General features: G+C 71.0%; 18 protein-coding genes. 15 read left to right on the top strand and 3 right to left on the bottom strand.

The genetic code is table 11. The features are described from left to right. Window position 1 precedes the first annotated feature (1 nt). The 4 genes from ABZ725_RS24505 to ABZ725_RS24490 are packed head-to-tail and all read left to right on the top strand — an operon-like array spanning window position 2 to window position 3067. Window positions 2-466, top strand: coding sequence for a hypothetical protein (locus ABZ725_RS24505; RefSeq protein ID WP_351911500.1), 465 nt, complete (start codon window positions 2-4; stop codon window positions 464-466). Further along, window positions 463-1320: a DUF3592 domain-containing protein gene (locus ABZ725_RS24500; protein WP_358804714.1), complete on the top strand. Its 858-nt coding sequence runs from the start codon at window positions 463-465 to the stop codon at window positions 1318-1320. Before ABZ725_RS24505 ends, ABZ725_RS24500 begins: the two co-directional genes overlap by 4 nt. Window positions 1321-1371: 51 nt before the next feature. Next, window positions 1372-2769 (top strand): hypothetical protein, encoded by a 1398-nt coding sequence (locus tag ABZ725_RS24495; protein WP_358804713.1) that lies wholly within the window; start codon window positions 1372-1374, stop codon window positions 2767-2769. Window positions 2770-2779: 10 nt separating this feature from the next. Next, a complete protein-coding gene (locus ABZ725_RS24490; protein ID WP_358804712.1) occupies window positions 2780-3067 on the top strand; it encodes a hypothetical protein in 288 nt (95 codons plus the stop codon). 3 nt (window positions 3068-3070) lie between these two features. On the opposite strand, the gene ABZ725_RS24485 is transcribed toward ABZ725_RS24490, so the two are convergent. After that, window positions 3071-3523: an Lrp/AsnC family transcriptional regulator gene (locus ABZ725_RS24485; RefSeq protein WP_358804711.1), complete on the bottom strand. Its 453-nt coding sequence runs from the start codon at window positions 3521-3523 to the stop codon at window positions 3071-3073. A gap of 116 nt (window positions 3524-3639) precedes the next feature. Here ABZ725_RS24485 and ABZ725_RS24480 point away from each other — a divergent pair, with 116 nt between their 5' ends. Both ABZ725_RS24480 and ABZ725_RS24475 read left to right on the top strand, forming a co-directional pair. Beyond that, on the top strand, window positions 3640-4257 hold the full coding sequence (locus tag ABZ725_RS24480) for a LysE family translocator (RefSeq protein WP_358804710.1): 618 nt from the start codon (window positions 3640-3642) through the stop codon (window positions 4255-4257). Between the two features lie 51 nt (window positions 4258-4308). Continuing rightward, window positions 4309-4770 carry a PaaI family thioesterase gene (locus ABZ725_RS24475; RefSeq protein ID WP_358804709.1) on the top strand — a complete coding sequence of 154 codons (462 nt, stop codon included), beginning with the start codon at window positions 4309-4311 and terminating at the stop codon, window positions 4768-4770. Between the two features lie 84 nt (window positions 4771-4854). Here ABZ725_RS24475 and ABZ725_RS24470 read toward each other — a convergent pair whose 3' ends face one another. Next, window positions 4855-6303, bottom strand: a complete 1449-nt coding sequence (locus ABZ725_RS24470; RefSeq protein ID WP_358804708.1) for a hypothetical protein — start codon at window positions 6301-6303, stop codon at window positions 4855-4857. Window positions 6304-6401: 98 nt separating this feature from the next. Here ABZ725_RS24470 and ABZ725_RS24465 point away from each other — a divergent pair, with 98 nt between their 5' ends. Continuing rightward, window positions 6402-7736, top strand: coding sequence for a cytochrome P450 (locus ABZ725_RS24465; protein WP_358804707.1), 1335 nt, complete (start codon window positions 6402-6404; stop codon window positions 7734-7736). Between the two features lie 36 nt (window positions 7737-7772). Here ABZ725_RS24465 and ABZ725_RS24460 read toward each other — a convergent pair whose 3' ends face one another. Next, a complete protein-coding gene (locus ABZ725_RS24460; RefSeq protein ID WP_358804706.1) occupies window positions 7773-8702 on the bottom strand; it encodes a LysR family transcriptional regulator in 930 nt (309 codons plus the stop codon). A gap of 70 nt (window positions 8703-8772) precedes the next feature. On the opposite strand from ABZ725_RS24460, the gene ABZ725_RS24455 reads away from it, so the two are divergent. The 8 genes from ABZ725_RS24455 (at window position 8773) to ABZ725_RS24420 (ending at window position 14679) form a co-directional block, all read left to right on the top strand. Continuing rightward, window positions 8773-9723, top strand: coding sequence for a cyclase family protein (locus ABZ725_RS24455; protein ID WP_358804705.1), 951 nt, complete (start codon window positions 8773-8775; stop codon window positions 9721-9723). Next, window positions 9720-9974, top strand: a complete 255-nt coding sequence (locus ABZ725_RS24450; RefSeq protein WP_358804704.1) for a hypothetical protein — start codon at window positions 9720-9722, stop codon at window positions 9972-9974. The genes ABZ725_RS24455 and ABZ725_RS24450 overlap by 4 nt, the downstream gene beginning before the upstream one ends. Window positions 9975-10030: 56 nt before the next feature. Further along, entirely contained in the window at window positions 10031-10843 is an 813-nt protein-coding gene (locus tag ABZ725_RS24445; RefSeq protein WP_358804703.1) for a hypothetical protein, read from the top strand. A gap of 134 nt (window positions 10844-10977) precedes the next feature. Further along, window positions 10978-11415 carry a hypothetical protein gene (locus tag ABZ725_RS24440; protein WP_358804702.1) on the top strand — a complete coding sequence of 146 codons (438 nt, stop codon included), beginning with the start codon at window positions 10978-10980 and terminating at the stop codon, window positions 11413-11415. A 30-nt stretch (window positions 11416-11445) separates the two neighbouring features. After that, window positions 11446-11901: a hypothetical protein gene (locus tag ABZ725_RS24435; RefSeq protein ID WP_358804701.1), complete on the top strand. Its 456-nt coding sequence runs from the start codon at window positions 11446-11448 to the stop codon at window positions 11899-11901. A gap of 209 nt (window positions 11902-12110) precedes the next feature. Then, the gene (locus tag ABZ725_RS24430) at window positions 12111-12707 is read left to right on the top strand and encodes a hypothetical protein (protein WP_358804700.1); all 597 of its coding nucleotides are present in this window, start codon (window positions 12111-12113) and stop codon (window positions 12705-12707) included. A gap of 2 nt (window positions 12708-12709) precedes the next feature. Continuing rightward, on the top strand, window positions 12710-13984 hold the full coding sequence (locus tag ABZ725_RS24425; protein ID WP_358804699.1) for a peptidoglycan-binding domain-containing protein: 1275 nt from the start codon (window positions 12710-12712) through the stop codon (window positions 13982-13984). Continuing rightward, a complete protein-coding gene (locus ABZ725_RS24420; RefSeq protein ID WP_358804698.1) occupies window positions 13981-14679 on the top strand; it encodes an ABC transporter ATP-binding protein in 699 nt (232 codons plus the stop codon). Before ABZ725_RS24425 ends, ABZ725_RS24420 begins: the two co-directional genes overlap by 4 nt. Window positions 14680-14689: the final 10 nt, after the last annotated feature.

Below are 14689 nucleotides of genomic sequence, written 5' to 3'. Positions count from 1 at the left end.
CATGGCGGACGATGGGGACGGGCCCCGCTGGACTCAGGTGTCGCGGGCCGGCCCGTGGGGCGCCGCCTCCGCGTACGGCGGCGCGGCGGTGATGTGCCTGTGCGGCCCGGTCATGCTCGGCTCGGCTCTCCTCGGCGCCGCGAACCTCCTGGTCATGGGCATCGTCTTCACGGTGGTCTGTCTTCCCCTGGGCCTGGCGCTCTGGGGCATCACCACCGTCGAGCGGGCACAGACCCGACGGCTCGACACCGTCGGGATGCCCGCCACCGCGGAGATCACCGAGCTGAGCTGCTGGGACGACGGAGACGAGGTCGGCTTCACCGTGGGCCTGCGGGTCAGCGGGCCGGGAATCGCGACCTTCGAGACGCACTGGAGGCGTTCGTACCACTCCGCCCTGCGCGTGGGCCTGCGCCTGACGGCCGTCGTGGACCCGCCCAGCGGCAGCTTCCGCGTGGAGATCCGATGAGGGGGCACGAGGTGCTGGAGTTCTGGTGGGTGATACCCGCCGCCCTGGCGCTGCTCGGCTACGCGCGCTCGCTGGCCGGGGTGACCCGGGCCCAGCGAGCGGTATGGGTGAAAGCGCGGGTCGTGGCAGTGGAACAGCCGGCCCACGGCGCCTCCAGGAAGCCCGGGATACCGGTGACACTCACCTTCCAGGACCCGGGCACGGGCCGGGAGTTCACCCTGTCGAACGCCGGCAAGCACGGCGACGCGATCGAGGAAGCCTGGGTGGGCCGGGAGGTCGAGGTGCGCTACCCGCCCGGGCAGCCGCTCCGGTTCGCCGTCGTGCTGGGCGGCGCGGAGGAGCAAACCGGGCGCGAGGGGCCCGACTGCGCGGTCATGCTGCTCCTCATCGGGCTGGTGATCCACGCGACCATCCGCTGGGGCTGGCCATGGGCACTGCTCGGCTTCGGCACTCTGCTGACGGCTGCCGCGGTGCGGAGCCCCGACATCCGCATGGTGCGCGCCCGCAACGCCCTGTTGGCCTCGGCGGTAGCCGTCCCCGCCCGGGTGGTGGCCGTCACCCGGGACGTCCACACCGACGACGAGTCCGGCGGCAACATCGTCGTCCATGCCCCGGTCATCACCTTCACCACCCACGAGGGCGCCCACATCACCGCCCTGCCCGACCGGGGCATCCCCGATCCGGGCCGGTCCCTCCGCCGCACCCTCACCATCCACTACGCCCCCACGGACCCGGCCGTCTACACCCCCGACCCGGCGGCCGACCGCCGTTCGGGAGCGCTGAACATCGCCTTCGTCGTCGCTCTCCTGCTGGCCGGGACAGCGGCGGCAGTGGCCGGCGCGGTCATGTTGTGACACCCCGGAAGGCGACGGAAGGGGATGAGGAAAGAAGCGGAAGAGGAGCAAATGCGCAGCCATATCGGTGTGTTCGTCGGGAATCTCGTGTTCACGGGACTCTGCTTGTCGACGGGTCCGATCTTCCTCGTCCTCGGGGGCGCCGCCTGGCACGACGGCGCGAGTTGGGGCTGGGCCGTGTCCGCATGCGGCGCGGCCGTCACCGTCATGATTCCTGTCCTGGCTCTCCGCTCGACGCGCGCCGAGTTCCCCCGGATCACGGGCGGGGACCGCGTGCGGGCCGAGAGCGGCTCTTACGGGGACGACACCTTCGTCATGTGGGCGCCACGGTCCGAACAGGGCCCGGTGGGCGCGCGATTGGTACGGGCGGACGTCCTGGAGGCGTCGTCGGTGCGGTACGACCCGGACGGGGAGGCGACGTTCACGACGTATGTGGGCGACTACGCGCCCGCCGAGTTCACGCCGCTGGTCAGGCTGAGGCTGCGGGTGCACGCCGCGGAGGAGGCGGAAGGGGCTGTGGGGTTCTCCGGGTTCGAGATCACGGACGAGTGGCGGGTCCCGGCGCTGTGCCTGTCGGCGATCACGGCGGGCCGACTGGCCGTCCGCACGGACGGCCTTGGCAAGGTAACCGTCCTCTGGCCGCTCAGCACCCTGCTCGCGGGCACGAGAACCTGCCGGTTGATCGACCTGGACGGTCGGCTGATCGACGTGACGCGACGCACCGGGCATCTGCTGGAGCAGATGCGGCTCTCGTCGGCGGTCGACGGCGTCGAGATGGCGGGGGACACGATCGATCTCCGGCGCCTGGACGCGGAGACGGCAGCACGGTTCCGCAGGCCGGCCGCCCGGGCCCGCGCCTTTCCCGAGGACCGGGCGCCGGTGACCGAGCCGGGCGAGGAGGCCCGTCTGCTGACGGCTCAACTCCCGGGCGAGGAGGGAGGGTTCGGCTCGGTGGGCCGACGGTGGTCGCGGCGCGGTGGGCATCTGGTGCGTGCCCGGTTCCTGGAGATGCGCGGCACGACCACCTTCCAGTACCACGGTCCGGTGCTGGACACGGTACTGCGCGTCCAACCGGTGGACGGCACACTCCCGTTCGACGCCGCCCGGCGACTGACGGTGCCGATGAACTATCTGGCGGTCCTGCACCACACCAGGGAGGCGGTCCTCCGCGTCAGCCCGAACGGCAGGGCCTTCGTGGTCGACTGGAACCGCACCAACCTCCTCGCGGGCGTCAGCACGGCCAAGGTCATCGCCCCCGACGGCCGGGAGATCCCGGTGCCGCGCCGCTCCGACGCCCTCTGGCCCCTGATGAACCTGTTGGCATCCCACGCCGTCTCGAATCCGACCGCAGTCCTGGACCTCCGTAAGCAGCGCATGCGTGCGGTGGCGGGGGCGGTCATGGAAATGGTGCGCGACAGGGGCCTGGCGCCGACTGATCACCGTGCATAGATTCCTCCGCATGAACGACGAGATCATGACCACGGTCGGCCACCAGCTGTACTCGTTCGACGGTCGGATACTGGAGATCTTCGGCAACTACCCCAAACGCTTCCACATCCGGCACATGCAACTGAGCATCACCGGCCCCGACCGGAAGGGGAGACGGAAGGTGGAGATCTCGGCCCCGGGGACGCACACCACCTGGAACTACACGGCCGCGGAGTGGGAGCAGGCACCCGGCCTGGTCGCACTGCTGGAAGCGGTACAGGCGGCCATCGACTCCGGGCCGGGGCGCGCGCCAGGGTGACGGCTACTCGGGCAGCGGTCGGTCCTGGACGACGTTCTTCATGACGAGAGTGGAGGTCAGGCGCTGGACGCCCGGCAGCTGGGCCAGTTGCTGGTCGTAGAGCTGCTGGTAGGCGGCCAGGTCGGTGGTGGCGACGCGCAGCAGGTAGTCGGGGTCGCCGAAGAGGCGCTGGGCCTGGGTGACGTGCGGGATGGCGGAGACGCCCTCTTCGAACGCGATGACGGTGTCGCGGTCCTCCCAGCGCAGGGTCACGAAGACGAGAGCCTCGAAGTTCAGGCCGACGGCGGCCGGGTCGACGACGGCGCGGTAGCCGCGGATCGCGCCCTCGCGTTCGAGGTCGCGCAGTCGGCGATGGCAGGGCGAGACGCTCAGCCGCACACGGGCGGCCAGCTCGGTGACTGTCAGGCGGCCGTCCAACTGCAGCTCGGTAAGAATCTTCCGGTCCAGGGCATCCATGGGAAAGATTCTCCCTCAAAGGGCGCGATCATGAAGCAAAGGCGGAAACATTTTCGGGCGAATCCCACCTAATCTTCCCTCTCAGGCAACGCATGTGAGAGGGATCGGATCGATCGATGGACACGACGACGGTGGCGGCATTCCTGGCAGTGGATCTGCTGCTGGTGTTCACTCCGGGCGCGGACTGGGCCTATGCGATCTCGGCGGGGCTGCGGGACCGGTCGGTCGTCCCGGCGGTCGCCGGGCTGATAGCCGGGTACGCGGGATACACGCTGCTCGCCGTCGCCGGCCTGGTGGTGCTCGTCGCGAGCTCGGCGACCCTCCTCACCGCGCTCACCGTCGCCGGGGCCGCGTACCTGATGTGGCTGGGCTGGGGCGTGCTGTCGCGGCCGGCGGTCCTGGGTGCGTCCACGGAGGCCCTGGCCTCCTCGCGCGGGCAGATCATGCTCAAGGGCGCCGGGATCAGTGGCCTGAACCCCAAGGCGCTGCTGCTGTACTTCTCGCTGTTCCCGCAGTTCATCGACTCCGCGGGCGGCTGGTCGGTCGCTGCCCAGACGGGTCTGCTCGGCGCGCTCCACATGACCGCCTGCGCCGTCGTCTATCTCGCGGTCGGCGTGCTCGCCCGCACCGTGCTGAAGACCCGGCCTTCGGCGGCCCGGGCGGTCACCCGCGTCTCCGGTGTCATGATGATCGTCATCGGTGGGTTCCTGCTCGTGGAACGCCTGGCCGGCTGACGAATCCGCCCCCGCCCCCATGCCGCTCACAGACGAGACGAAGGAGTGCACGTGGATGGTCAGCCGCAGTCGGAACCGGCGAGCCCCGAGACCCGGGCACGGATCCGGGCCAGCTTCGACCGGCAGGGACTGATGAGCCACCTCGGTGCACGCATCACGCACATCGCGCCGGGCCGCGTGCACATCGTGCTCCCCAGCCGCCCCGAAGTCACCCAGCAGCACGGCTACTTCCACGCCGGTGCCACCAGCGCCATCGCCGACACCGCCGGCGGCTACGCGGCCTTCACCCTCTTCCCCGAGAACACCGAGGTGCTCACCGTCGAGTACAAGATCAACCTTCTCGCGCCCGCCGTCGGCGACCACCTCGAGGCGGTCGGAACCGTCCTCAAGGCCGGACGCACGCTGACCGTGTGCCGGCTGGAGGTGTTCGGCGTCCAGGACGGCGAGGGCAGTCGCAAGCTGGTCGCCAACGGGCAGCAGACGCTGATCCGGGTGAACAGCCCCGAGCAGTGAGCCCGGAGCCGGAGCCGGAGCCGACGGAACGCTGCGCCGCCGTTGCCTTGGCCGCGTCGCCCTGGTCGCCATGCCCGACGTCCTTCAGCCCGCGGTGCGGAAGGCGGCTTCTCCTTTCCACAGGCGGGAGAAGAGTGCGCCCGGGTTCAGCCGTGTCTCGTCGTCGCCGTCGTCCTTGGTGAACACCTCGTCCACCAGGATGGTGCGCAGGTACTCCTGGACGCCGTCGCCGTACCCCTGCCCGTAGTCGTCGATGTCGAAGTGGTGCTCCGCTTCCACGTGGGCCTGTACATCGTGGTCGTCCTCGATGACCAGGCGTCCCCGGACGGTGCGTGCCTCGAGGGTGTGGTCGTTGTAGTAGCCGTAGACGATGTCCGCCTCGATGTCGCCGCTGACGTGCATGTCGCCGTCGGTGTACACCGCCCGGGCCGTCAGGTCCCCGCCGATGGCGATGCCCGAGCCCGGGCCCGAGTCCGCCAGGCAGCCCACCACGGTCACCGAGCCGGTGACCACGAAGGAGCGCATCACCTGGAGGTTTCCCTCGACGACGAGGTCGCCGTGGTGGAAGAACGGGGCGCGCAGCTCCTGCTCGCCCACCAGGGTCCGGGCCGTGCCCATGTCGCCGAGCACTCTCCGGCAGAGCTCCAGTGCCCACGCGAACCCGTCGGGGCCGCAGTTGCGGCTCAGCTTGTCGATGAAGTGCTGGTAGCTGTCGTACGTCTCGTCCACGTGCCGTTGCAGGCTGGGGTTGTCCTCGCCCTCGGCGCGTAGTTCCGCCGCGGCCCGGCGTACGGCGGGCAGGTCGATGGGCAGGGGTCCGCCCTCGGTGAAGGGGTAGCGCACGTGTGCGGGTGCCCCTGCCGCTTCCAGCATGGGCACGATCTGCGACCGGGCGCGTCGTTGATGGTCGTTGTGCTGGTCCAGGTGCAGTGCGATGCCCAGCGGTGTCTGTCCGAGGTGGTTGACGGCAGCGGTGTCGGCGCCGCGCCGGAGCAGGAGTTCCACCAGCTGGGGCTGGGCCGAGCCCACCGTGGCGTGCAGGGGTGTGTTGCCGAGTCTGTCGGTGTCCGCCGTCGGCGCGCCGTGGTCGAGCAGGAAGGCGTAGACCGGGGTGGCGGTGGTGCTGTGGTGCGCGAACGAACCGCCCATGACGTCCCCGCAGGGTCCGTCGAGGCGGGCGCCGTGCTCGACCAGGAGTTCCAGTACCGCCACCGACCGGTCGACGGCGGCTTCCGGCGCGGTGCTGTCGAGCAGGACGGCCCGGGCGGCGGGCGTGACCCCGATCCGGTCGCGGGCGTGCACATCCGCACCCGACTCCAGCAGAGCACGCACCACGTCCAGCGACGGCAGCGGATCCCTGTCCTGGTAAGGGGCCTGTACCGCCCGGTGCAACGGGGTGGCGCCCTGCTCGTCACGCGCCGACACATCGGCGCCTTCGGCCAGCAGGGCGCGGATCCTCGCGACTTGCCCGAGAGGCTCGGCGCCGTGCGCAGGTGTGACCGCGTCAAAGAGACCATCGTCTGTTCCCGACATGACACCGGACCATATCCCCCGCCCCCGCCGACGCCGACCTGCGAGGTTTCGCCCCATATCTTGATCGAGTTCCAGCCGCAGGCCCCTACGATGGAGTGATGGGCACTCCCACCTCACTGTTGCGGGCCTTTCGGCCCCAAGTCCAAGAGCGTCTCTACGACTTCTACGAAGAGCTGAGGAGCGCCGACGACCTCTTCTGGGACCGCACCCTGCGCGCCTGGGTCGCGACCGGGCACGCAGTGGTCAGCAAGGCGGCCGGTGACCCGGGGCTGTCCTCGGTGCGCTACGCCGACATCGAGACCGTCCCCGAGGAACTGCAGCCGCTGGCCCGGGTCCTGAGCCGGCAGATGCTCTACAGCGACGCCCCCGACCACGCCCGGCTCCGGGCGCTGATCAGCAGGGCCTTCACTCCCCGGGCGGTGGAGACACTCCGCGCCCGGATCTTCGAAGCCGTCGACCGGATCATCACCCACGCGGCGCCGACCGGGCGGATGGACATCGTCGCGGACCTCGCCCGACCGCTGCCGCTCACCATCATCTGCGACCTCCTCGACGTACCGCAGCAGGACCGCCCCGCCCTCGCCTCCTGGTCCGAGCCGATCGCCGAAGCCATAGGCAACTCCCGGCTCGACGCCGACCGCAACCGCGAGGCGTCGCAGAGCATGACCGACATGCTCGCCTACTTCCGCGAGCTCCTCACCGGCCGAGACAACCCGCCGGCCCCACACACCCTGCGCGCCCTGGTGACCGCACAGGCCGAGAACACCGACCAGGACCTCGACGAACTCCTCGCCAACTGCGCCCTGTTGCTGATCGCCGGCCACGAGACCACCACCCACTTCATCGGCAACGCCACCCTCGCCCTGCTCCGCCACCCGGACGCGGCCGACCGACTGCGCCGACGGCCCGATCTGATGCCCGCGGCGGTCGAGGAACTCCTGCGCTACGACGCCCCGGTACAGCTGATGCTGCGCACGGCCCGGCGCGACCTGGACCTGGCGGGCCGCACCATCGCCGAAGGGCAGACGGTGCTCCTGGTGGGCGGCGCCGCGAACCGGGATCCGGCCGTGTTTCCCGATCCCCATGTGCTGGACTTCGAGCGGCCCGGCGGACGGCACATGGCGTTCGGGCACGGTCCGCACTTCTGCCTCGGCGCCGCGCTGGCCCGGCTGGAGGGCGCGATCGTCCTCGAAGCACTGCTCACCCGGCTCCCCGGCCTGCGGCTCGACGGCACCGCACCGCCGCAGTGGCAGCGCAGCCTCAACTTCCGCGGGCTCACCCGCCTGGACGTCGCCTTCACCCCGCCTGCGGACGATCCCGACAGCGGTACACGGGCCATGCCGGCCGACGTCTCCGAAGGCGGCCCCGGCCGTGCGGCGCAGGCCGGCGGCTGCCCCGTCCACGCGGGGCCCGGCGGTGTCGCGGGCGCTTGACCGCGGCCACGCGCGCCGCCCCTGTCGTGGTGCGCGCTAGGCAGTCGCGACGGGGGTGAGTCCCAGGCCGACCGCGGCTTCCTGGAGGGCGTCCACCAGGGCGGCGGTCAGGGGTTCGGGGCCGGAGGGAGAGGCGCGCCGGACGGCGGCGATACGGCGGTGGCCGGCGACCGGGACGGTGGGGAGGGTGACGGTTTCGGGCGGGGCGTCGGCCAGGGCCAGGGCGGGGACGACGGCCGCGCCGAGACCGGACCGCACCAGGGCGAGGACGGTGGGGAACTCCCGGCAGATGTGCATGCGCCGCGCGGTGAAGCCGTACTGCCGGGAGATCCGTTCCAGGGCGCGGCGGCAGGCGGTGCCGGGCGGGCCCGCGACCCAGGGGCGGTCCGCGAGGTCCCTGACCGTGCGAGGCGGCGGGCTCCAGTCGGCGGGCGTGACGACGCGGTACTCGTCGTCGGCCACCGGGGTGGCCGCCAGGTCCCTGGCCTGCTCGTCCGGGGCGGGATCGTCGGCGTCGTACTCCACGACCACCAGGTCCAGGCCGCCGGTGCGCAGCTCGCGCAGGGCCTCCGGGCCCTCCAGCTCGACCACCCTCGGTTCCAGGCCGGGATGGGTGCGGGCGAGGGCGCCGAGGGCCGGGACCAGCAGATGACTGACCGCGGTGGAGAACGCGGCGATCGCCACCGGGCCGGTCGCCCTTCCGGTGAGCTCGGCCAGTTCGCGGCGCGCCTCGGCGAGTTCGTGCTCGATGCGCTCGGCGCGCGCGGCCAGCAGCTGCCCGGCGGGGGTGAGCCCGGCCCGGCGGCGGGAGCGGTCCACCAGCGGCTGGCCGACCTCGCGTTCCAGCTGCGCCAGGTGTTGGGAGACGGCCGAGGGCGTCAGATGGAGCACCTTGGCCGCGTCGACGACGCCGCCGCGCAGCGCGACGGCGCGCAGCACCCGCAGACGCCGGGGATCCAGTTCCATAAGTCGCACTGTAGTGCCACTTCAGAAAATCTTGCTTGTCGTCCAGTCCCACTGCACGGATGATCGGGTCATGAACGAAGACGACGAGCGGTGGCGTGTGCGGTTCGACGCCGACGTGACCTTCGCGGGCGGTGGCAGCCTGCAGACCCAGGGCTTCCTGCTGGACGTGACCGACCCGGAGGTCGACGACCCCGACCTGGCCGACCTGTTCGTGCGCCATCTCGGGCTGCCGAAGGTGGACGAGGTGCGGATCAGCGGGCGGCGATCGCTGCGGGAGCCCCACCCGGGGGCCTGGGGTGCCACCGGTCCACGCCGGACGGCCCACCGCCGCACCGTCGATCTCAGCCACTCGATCCGGCACGGGATGATCACCTACCCCGGAGTGCCCGGGCCGGAGATCGGCGACCACCTGTCCCGGGAAGCGTCGCGGGCGCACTACGGGCCGGGCACCGAGTTCGCCATCGGCCGCATCTCGATGACCGCCAACACCGGCACCTATCTCGACGCCCCCTTCCACCGCTTCGGCGACGGAGCGGACCTCGCGGGGCTGCCGCTGTCCGGGCTCACCGACCTCGACGGCATCGTCGTACGGGTGCTCGGCACGGACCGACGGGCCGTGGACCGGGAACTGCTGCTTCCGCACGACGTCACCGGTCGGGCCGTACTGATCCACACCGGCTGGGACCGGCACTGGGGCACCGAACAGTACGGAAGCGGCCACCCCTACCTCACCGCCGACGCCGCGGCCTGGCTCGTCGAGCAACGCGCGGCCCTGGTCGGCATGGACTCGCTCAACATCGACGACACCGACGACGGCGCCCGCCCCGCGCACACCACGCTGCTTGCCGCCGGCATCCCGGTCGTGGAGCATCTGCGAGGCCTGGAGCAACTGCCCCCGCACGGCTTCCGCTTCCACGCCGCGCCACCGGCCGTCGAAGAGATGGGCACCTTCCCGGTACGGGCCTACGCGCTGCTCGACGACGAGGCCGTCGAAGGCGACGACCGGGGTCAGGACCAGTGACCTGGGGGGAGGGGGTTCTCGCCGCCGTCGGCTGGGGCGGAGCAGGGCTGTTGCTCACCGCGTACGCGATGGCGTCGACCGAACGGATCCCCGCCGGAGGACGCGCCTTCCAGTTGCTGAACCTGTTCGGCGCCGCCGCCCTGACCGTCAACTCCGGATACCACCGGGCCTGGCCCTCCGCCCTGCTCAACACCGCCTGGATCGCCATCGGCCTGGCCGCCCTCACCCGCCGCACACCCCGGGTCCCGTGACCGGGTACGCAGTTCATCCATATAGGTTCGTTCGTCCATAGAGGAAAGGGGATTCGGTGGCCCGTCGCACCGACACGTCCTGCCTGGCGGTGGCAGTCAAGGGCTACCTGCTGCTGATGATGTGGTCCTTCGTCGGCTCCACCCTGGCGCTGCCGGTCACCGTGGTCGATCTGATGGCGTCCCAGGATCCGCCGCTGCAGCTGCGCGGCTTCGGGCAGCACGCGGTCGTGTACAGCGCACCCGTCGTCGCCGCCGCGGGGGTGGCCGCGTACATGAGCCGGACGCGTCGCGGGCCGTGGCGGGACCTCCTCGTCCGTACGGCCGTCGTGCTCGTCCTGAGCCAGGTCGCCGTGCTCTGGGCCGGGGCACGGTTCGACTCGCCCGACTGGAACTCCCGTGTCCTGGCCCCGGGCGCGGCCGCCGGGCTCACCGCGTTCCTCTGCCGCCGAGCGATGCGCTGGTGGGAGAACGGCGGTCTCAACGACGGCCGACGCCGCCCGGCCGCCGGCGAGATCTGGCACGCCCTGGTCCCGTTCCGGGAGTCCGAGGGCGAACTTCCCCATTACTGCGTGGTCATGAGAGCCGGCTTCCGTCATGTCGAAGTGCTCCAGATCACCAGCCAGGACAAGGACGGCCGCGACGACCACATCCGCATCTCCAACGACGGCTGGGACTTCAACTCCGGCAAGGACCACTGGGTCGAGACAGGCCTCCCGCCACGCCGGGTGCCGTACGAGAAGTTCACCAAGACCAGACCCCAGGGCCCCTGCCCGAAGCAGGCCTGGCGTCGGCTCCGAGCGAGCCGCCTGACACCCGTCGCCGCCGGCTCGCCCACCCTGTGGACCCGGATCACGCAGTACCTCGGCTGAGGCATCGGCTGCCCGCCGACAGTTGCGCCCTGGCACGACGTCCTCGCCCCTTCGGCCAGTGGTTTTGATCGCCAACCTCGGTGAGCGAGAAAACACGTGTCGCTGCAGCTCGCCCGGCATCTAGCCTGTGGCCCATGCACCAGCCCCCAAGGCGCGACCGGCGTTTGAGTCGCCGTATGCAGTCGGCGTCGACCCGGCGCCAGGCTGCGCGGCTCACGGTCGCGGGGGCCGATGTGGTGCTGGTCGGCTACTTCTCCGCGAAGGAGAGGGACTTCATGACGCTCATGGCGTCAGCGGCCACAGAACTGGCAGCGCGCGACGCTCGGGTCGTCGGGCAGATCGTGCAGCGACGGGGCGTCTCGGACGGCGGCGCCCACAAGATGGGCCTGCCCTATTCCTCGCGGACTCTGCTCAGCTACGGAAAGGTTCGCGAGGTGGCTGAGGGATGCGAGCAGGCCAACGCTGACGCGGCAATCTTCGTTGCCTCTTTGACCGAGCGCCAGCGGTGCGCGCTGACAGCGATACTCGGCTGCCCCGCCGTAAGTCTTTCCGACGTCCTTGCCGACGACTGACCGCTCACTCGAAGCGCGCTTCTGAATTACTTGATTTTGATCGACGGTGGACGCGAAGCGCTGTCACGATGGTCGCCGATCGAAATGGGGTTGAGGATGCTTTGGGGCGTGTTCATCCTGGCGGGCCTGATTGCGCTGGCCGTCCGGTATGTAAGGCTGGCCGTACGCGTGTGGAGGGAACCGGAGCGTGCCCCGGACGCAGCGCAGTCGCTGAGCATCCGCATCGGGATCGGCGGTGGATGGGTCCTGACGCGTGGGGTCGTGGTCCTGGCCGCCCACTGGGTCTTCCTGTCGATCGCCATGATCGCGGCGGCCGTGGGAGAGGGGGCCTCCGGCGCCGGCAGGCCGGCAGAGCCCTGGTTGGTGATCGCGCTGTCGGGAGCTGCCGGAGTCCTGTTGTGCTGGCTGCTGATAGTCCCGATAGCGATTTTCAACAGGCCCCGATTCCTGGTGGTCCCCTACCTGCGCGACCGGCGCCGGCTCTGAAAACGGGCTGACCATCCGGGTCCGGCTCCGGCTCCGGCTCCGGGAAGCCTCCGCGACGGCCGACGGCCGACGGCCGACGGCTGACGGTCGCATGATCGGCTGACAGGTTCTTCAAGGGTTCTTCATCATCTCCGCTCTACGGTCGGCCTGCCCGTCGCATTCGCCGACGGTTCGACCGGATATCCGGCAGCAGAGTGGGAGAACCAATGATGACCAATCGGGTGTTACCGGCTGTGGTGGCCTCGATCGCGGCCTTCGCGTTGGCCGGCTGTGGCGGCGACGACGGTGGCTCAAAGGTGCCGACGGCCGACGGTGGGGACTCCTCCGCCTCGGCCCGGACGACGGGCGAGCAGGGCGGCGGGGACGAAGTGGCCGCGTATGTGAAGGCGCAGCGGGACTGGGTGGAGTGTCTGCGGGACAACGGCGTCGACGCGCCGGACCCGGACGAGAAGGGCGAGGTCGACTTCGGCAGCGGCGACGGAACGCGTGCCCTGAAGAAGGATCCGAAATTCCTCGACGCGTCGCAGAAGTGCGCCGACAAGAAGGCCACGGTTCCCGAGAGCATCGAGGACGCCAACCGGCCCAAACTCACTGCCGCGCAGATCAAGGTCGCGCGGGACTTCGCCGCCTGTATGCAGAAGAACGGCGCCCCCGACTACCCCGACCCCGGCCCGGACGGCTACCAGAAGAACGACAACTCGGGCATCCCCGAGTGGGATCAGAGCTCGGCCGGTGCGCAGCGCGCGACGCGCATCTGCGCACCGATCTCCGGCAACCCGACGAACCAGCCCCCGGCCAAGGGCTGAAGATGACGGAGACAGTGACGAGGCTCGACGACGCGGACGGGACGGCCCCCGCTCCGCCTCCGCCTCGCGGCCGACGCAGACGGCGTACGGTGCTGATCGCCTCGGCCGTCGTCGTCGTGGCGGCGGTCGCCGTGGCCGGCGCCCTCGGGCTCGGCGGCGGCAAGGACGAGGGGCCGGGTGCCCTGCCCCGGAGCGGCTCCGTCGTATCGGTGACGCGGGAGACGCTGACCGAACGCACCACGGTGGAAGGCCGGTTGGGCTACGGCACGGAACTGCCGCTGCCGGTCAAGGCGACCGGGACCGTGACCTGGCTGCCCGAGCAGGGCGCGACGGTGGAGCGCGGCGACGAGTTGCTCCGGGTCGACGACCGGCCGGTGATCCTCATGTACGGATCGCTGCCGATGTACCGGAGCCTGGGACCGGCCCCCCAGGAGGACGAGCAGGACGCGGCGGACGACCAGGACTCGGGGGAGCAGCAGCCGAGCGCCGGGGACGGCAAATCCCCGAGCCCCTCCGGTTCACCGGCACCGGAGGGGCTCGCAACCGGAGGGGACACCGGTGCCTCCCAGACGCCGAGCGAACTGTGGGGCATGGATGTCATGCAGTTCGAGACCAACCTGGCCGCCCTGGGCTATACCGGCTTCACGGTGGACGAGCGATTCACGACCGGCACCGCCGCGGCGGTCGAGCGTTGGCAGAAGTCGCTCGGACTGGCCGAGACCGGCACGGTCGGGGTGGGCGACGTCATCTACTCCGCCGGAAAGGTACGGATCGGCTCGGCCGGCGCCCGGCTCGGTTCGGCGGCCGGCGAGAACACCCTCACGTACACCGGTACCGCCCGGAAGGTGATCGTCGACGCCTCCGCCGCGGACGCCTCCTGGGCCGTACGCGGGTCCGCCGTCACGGTCGAACTGCCCGACGGCACGCCCGTGAAGGGCAGGGTGGCGTCGGTGGGCAAGCAGGCGACCGCGCCCGAGGGCGGCGAGGGCGGCTCGGGGCAGCCCGCCACGATTCCCGTGACCATCACAATGGAGGACCAGAAGACCATAGGGCGGTTGGAGAGCGGCCCGGTGACGGTCGAGTACGTGGGCAAAGAGGTCAAGGACGTGCTGGCCGTGCCGGTCGCCGCGCTGGTAGCCCTGGCCGAGGGCGGGCACGGCCTGGAGACCGCGGACGGCCGGTTCGTCGCCGTACAAACCGGACTCTTCGCCGACGGCAACGTGGAGGTCAGCGGTCCCACGGTCCGCGAGGGCATGAAGGTGAGGATCCCGGAGTGACGGCGGTCGTGGAGTTCGACGCGGTCTCCAAGACCTACCCCGGAGGAGTGGCGGCGGTACGGGACGTGAGTCTGCGCATCGGACGGGGCGAACTGGTCGCGATCGTCGGCCCGTCGGGCTCCGGTAAGTCGAGCATGCTCAACCTCATGGGCAGCCTCGACCACCCCTCCGCCGGCCGGGTCCTGGTCGACGGCCACGACGTGGCGAGCCTGTCGGACCGGGAGGTCTCCGCGCTGCGGGCCACCCGGATCGGCTTCGTCTTCCAGCAGTTCCATCTCTCGGTCGGCGTCTCCGTACTGGACTCGGTGGCGGACGGCCTGCTCTACGCGGGCGTGCCGATACGCCGCCGCCGTGCCAGGGCGGCGGCCGCGCTGGCACGGGTCGGGCTCAGCCACCGTGTGCACCACCTGCCGCACCAGCTGTCCGGTGGCGAGCGCCAGCGCGTCGCGGTCGCCCGGGCGGTGGTCGGCGGACCCTCGGTGTTGCTGGCGGACGAGCCGACCGGAAACCTCGACTCGGCGTCGGGCACGACCGTCCTGACCCTGCTGCGGGAGTTGAACGCCGCCGGTACGACCGTCGTCGTCATCACCCACGACCGGGACATCGCGGCCGGGCTGCCGCGCCGTATCGAGATGCACGACGGCCGTCTGGTCGCCGACACGGCACAGAGCACGACGATCGGGGCGCCTCGGTGACGGACCGCAC

Source organism: Streptomyces sp. NPDC006872 (genome assembly GCF_040635845.1).
Classification (GTDB): Bacteria; Actinomycetota; Actinomycetes; order Streptomycetales; family Streptomycetaceae; genus Streptomyces.
Note: the sequence above shows the minus strand (reverse complement) of the source record. Positions and strands in the feature narration are given on the sequence as shown.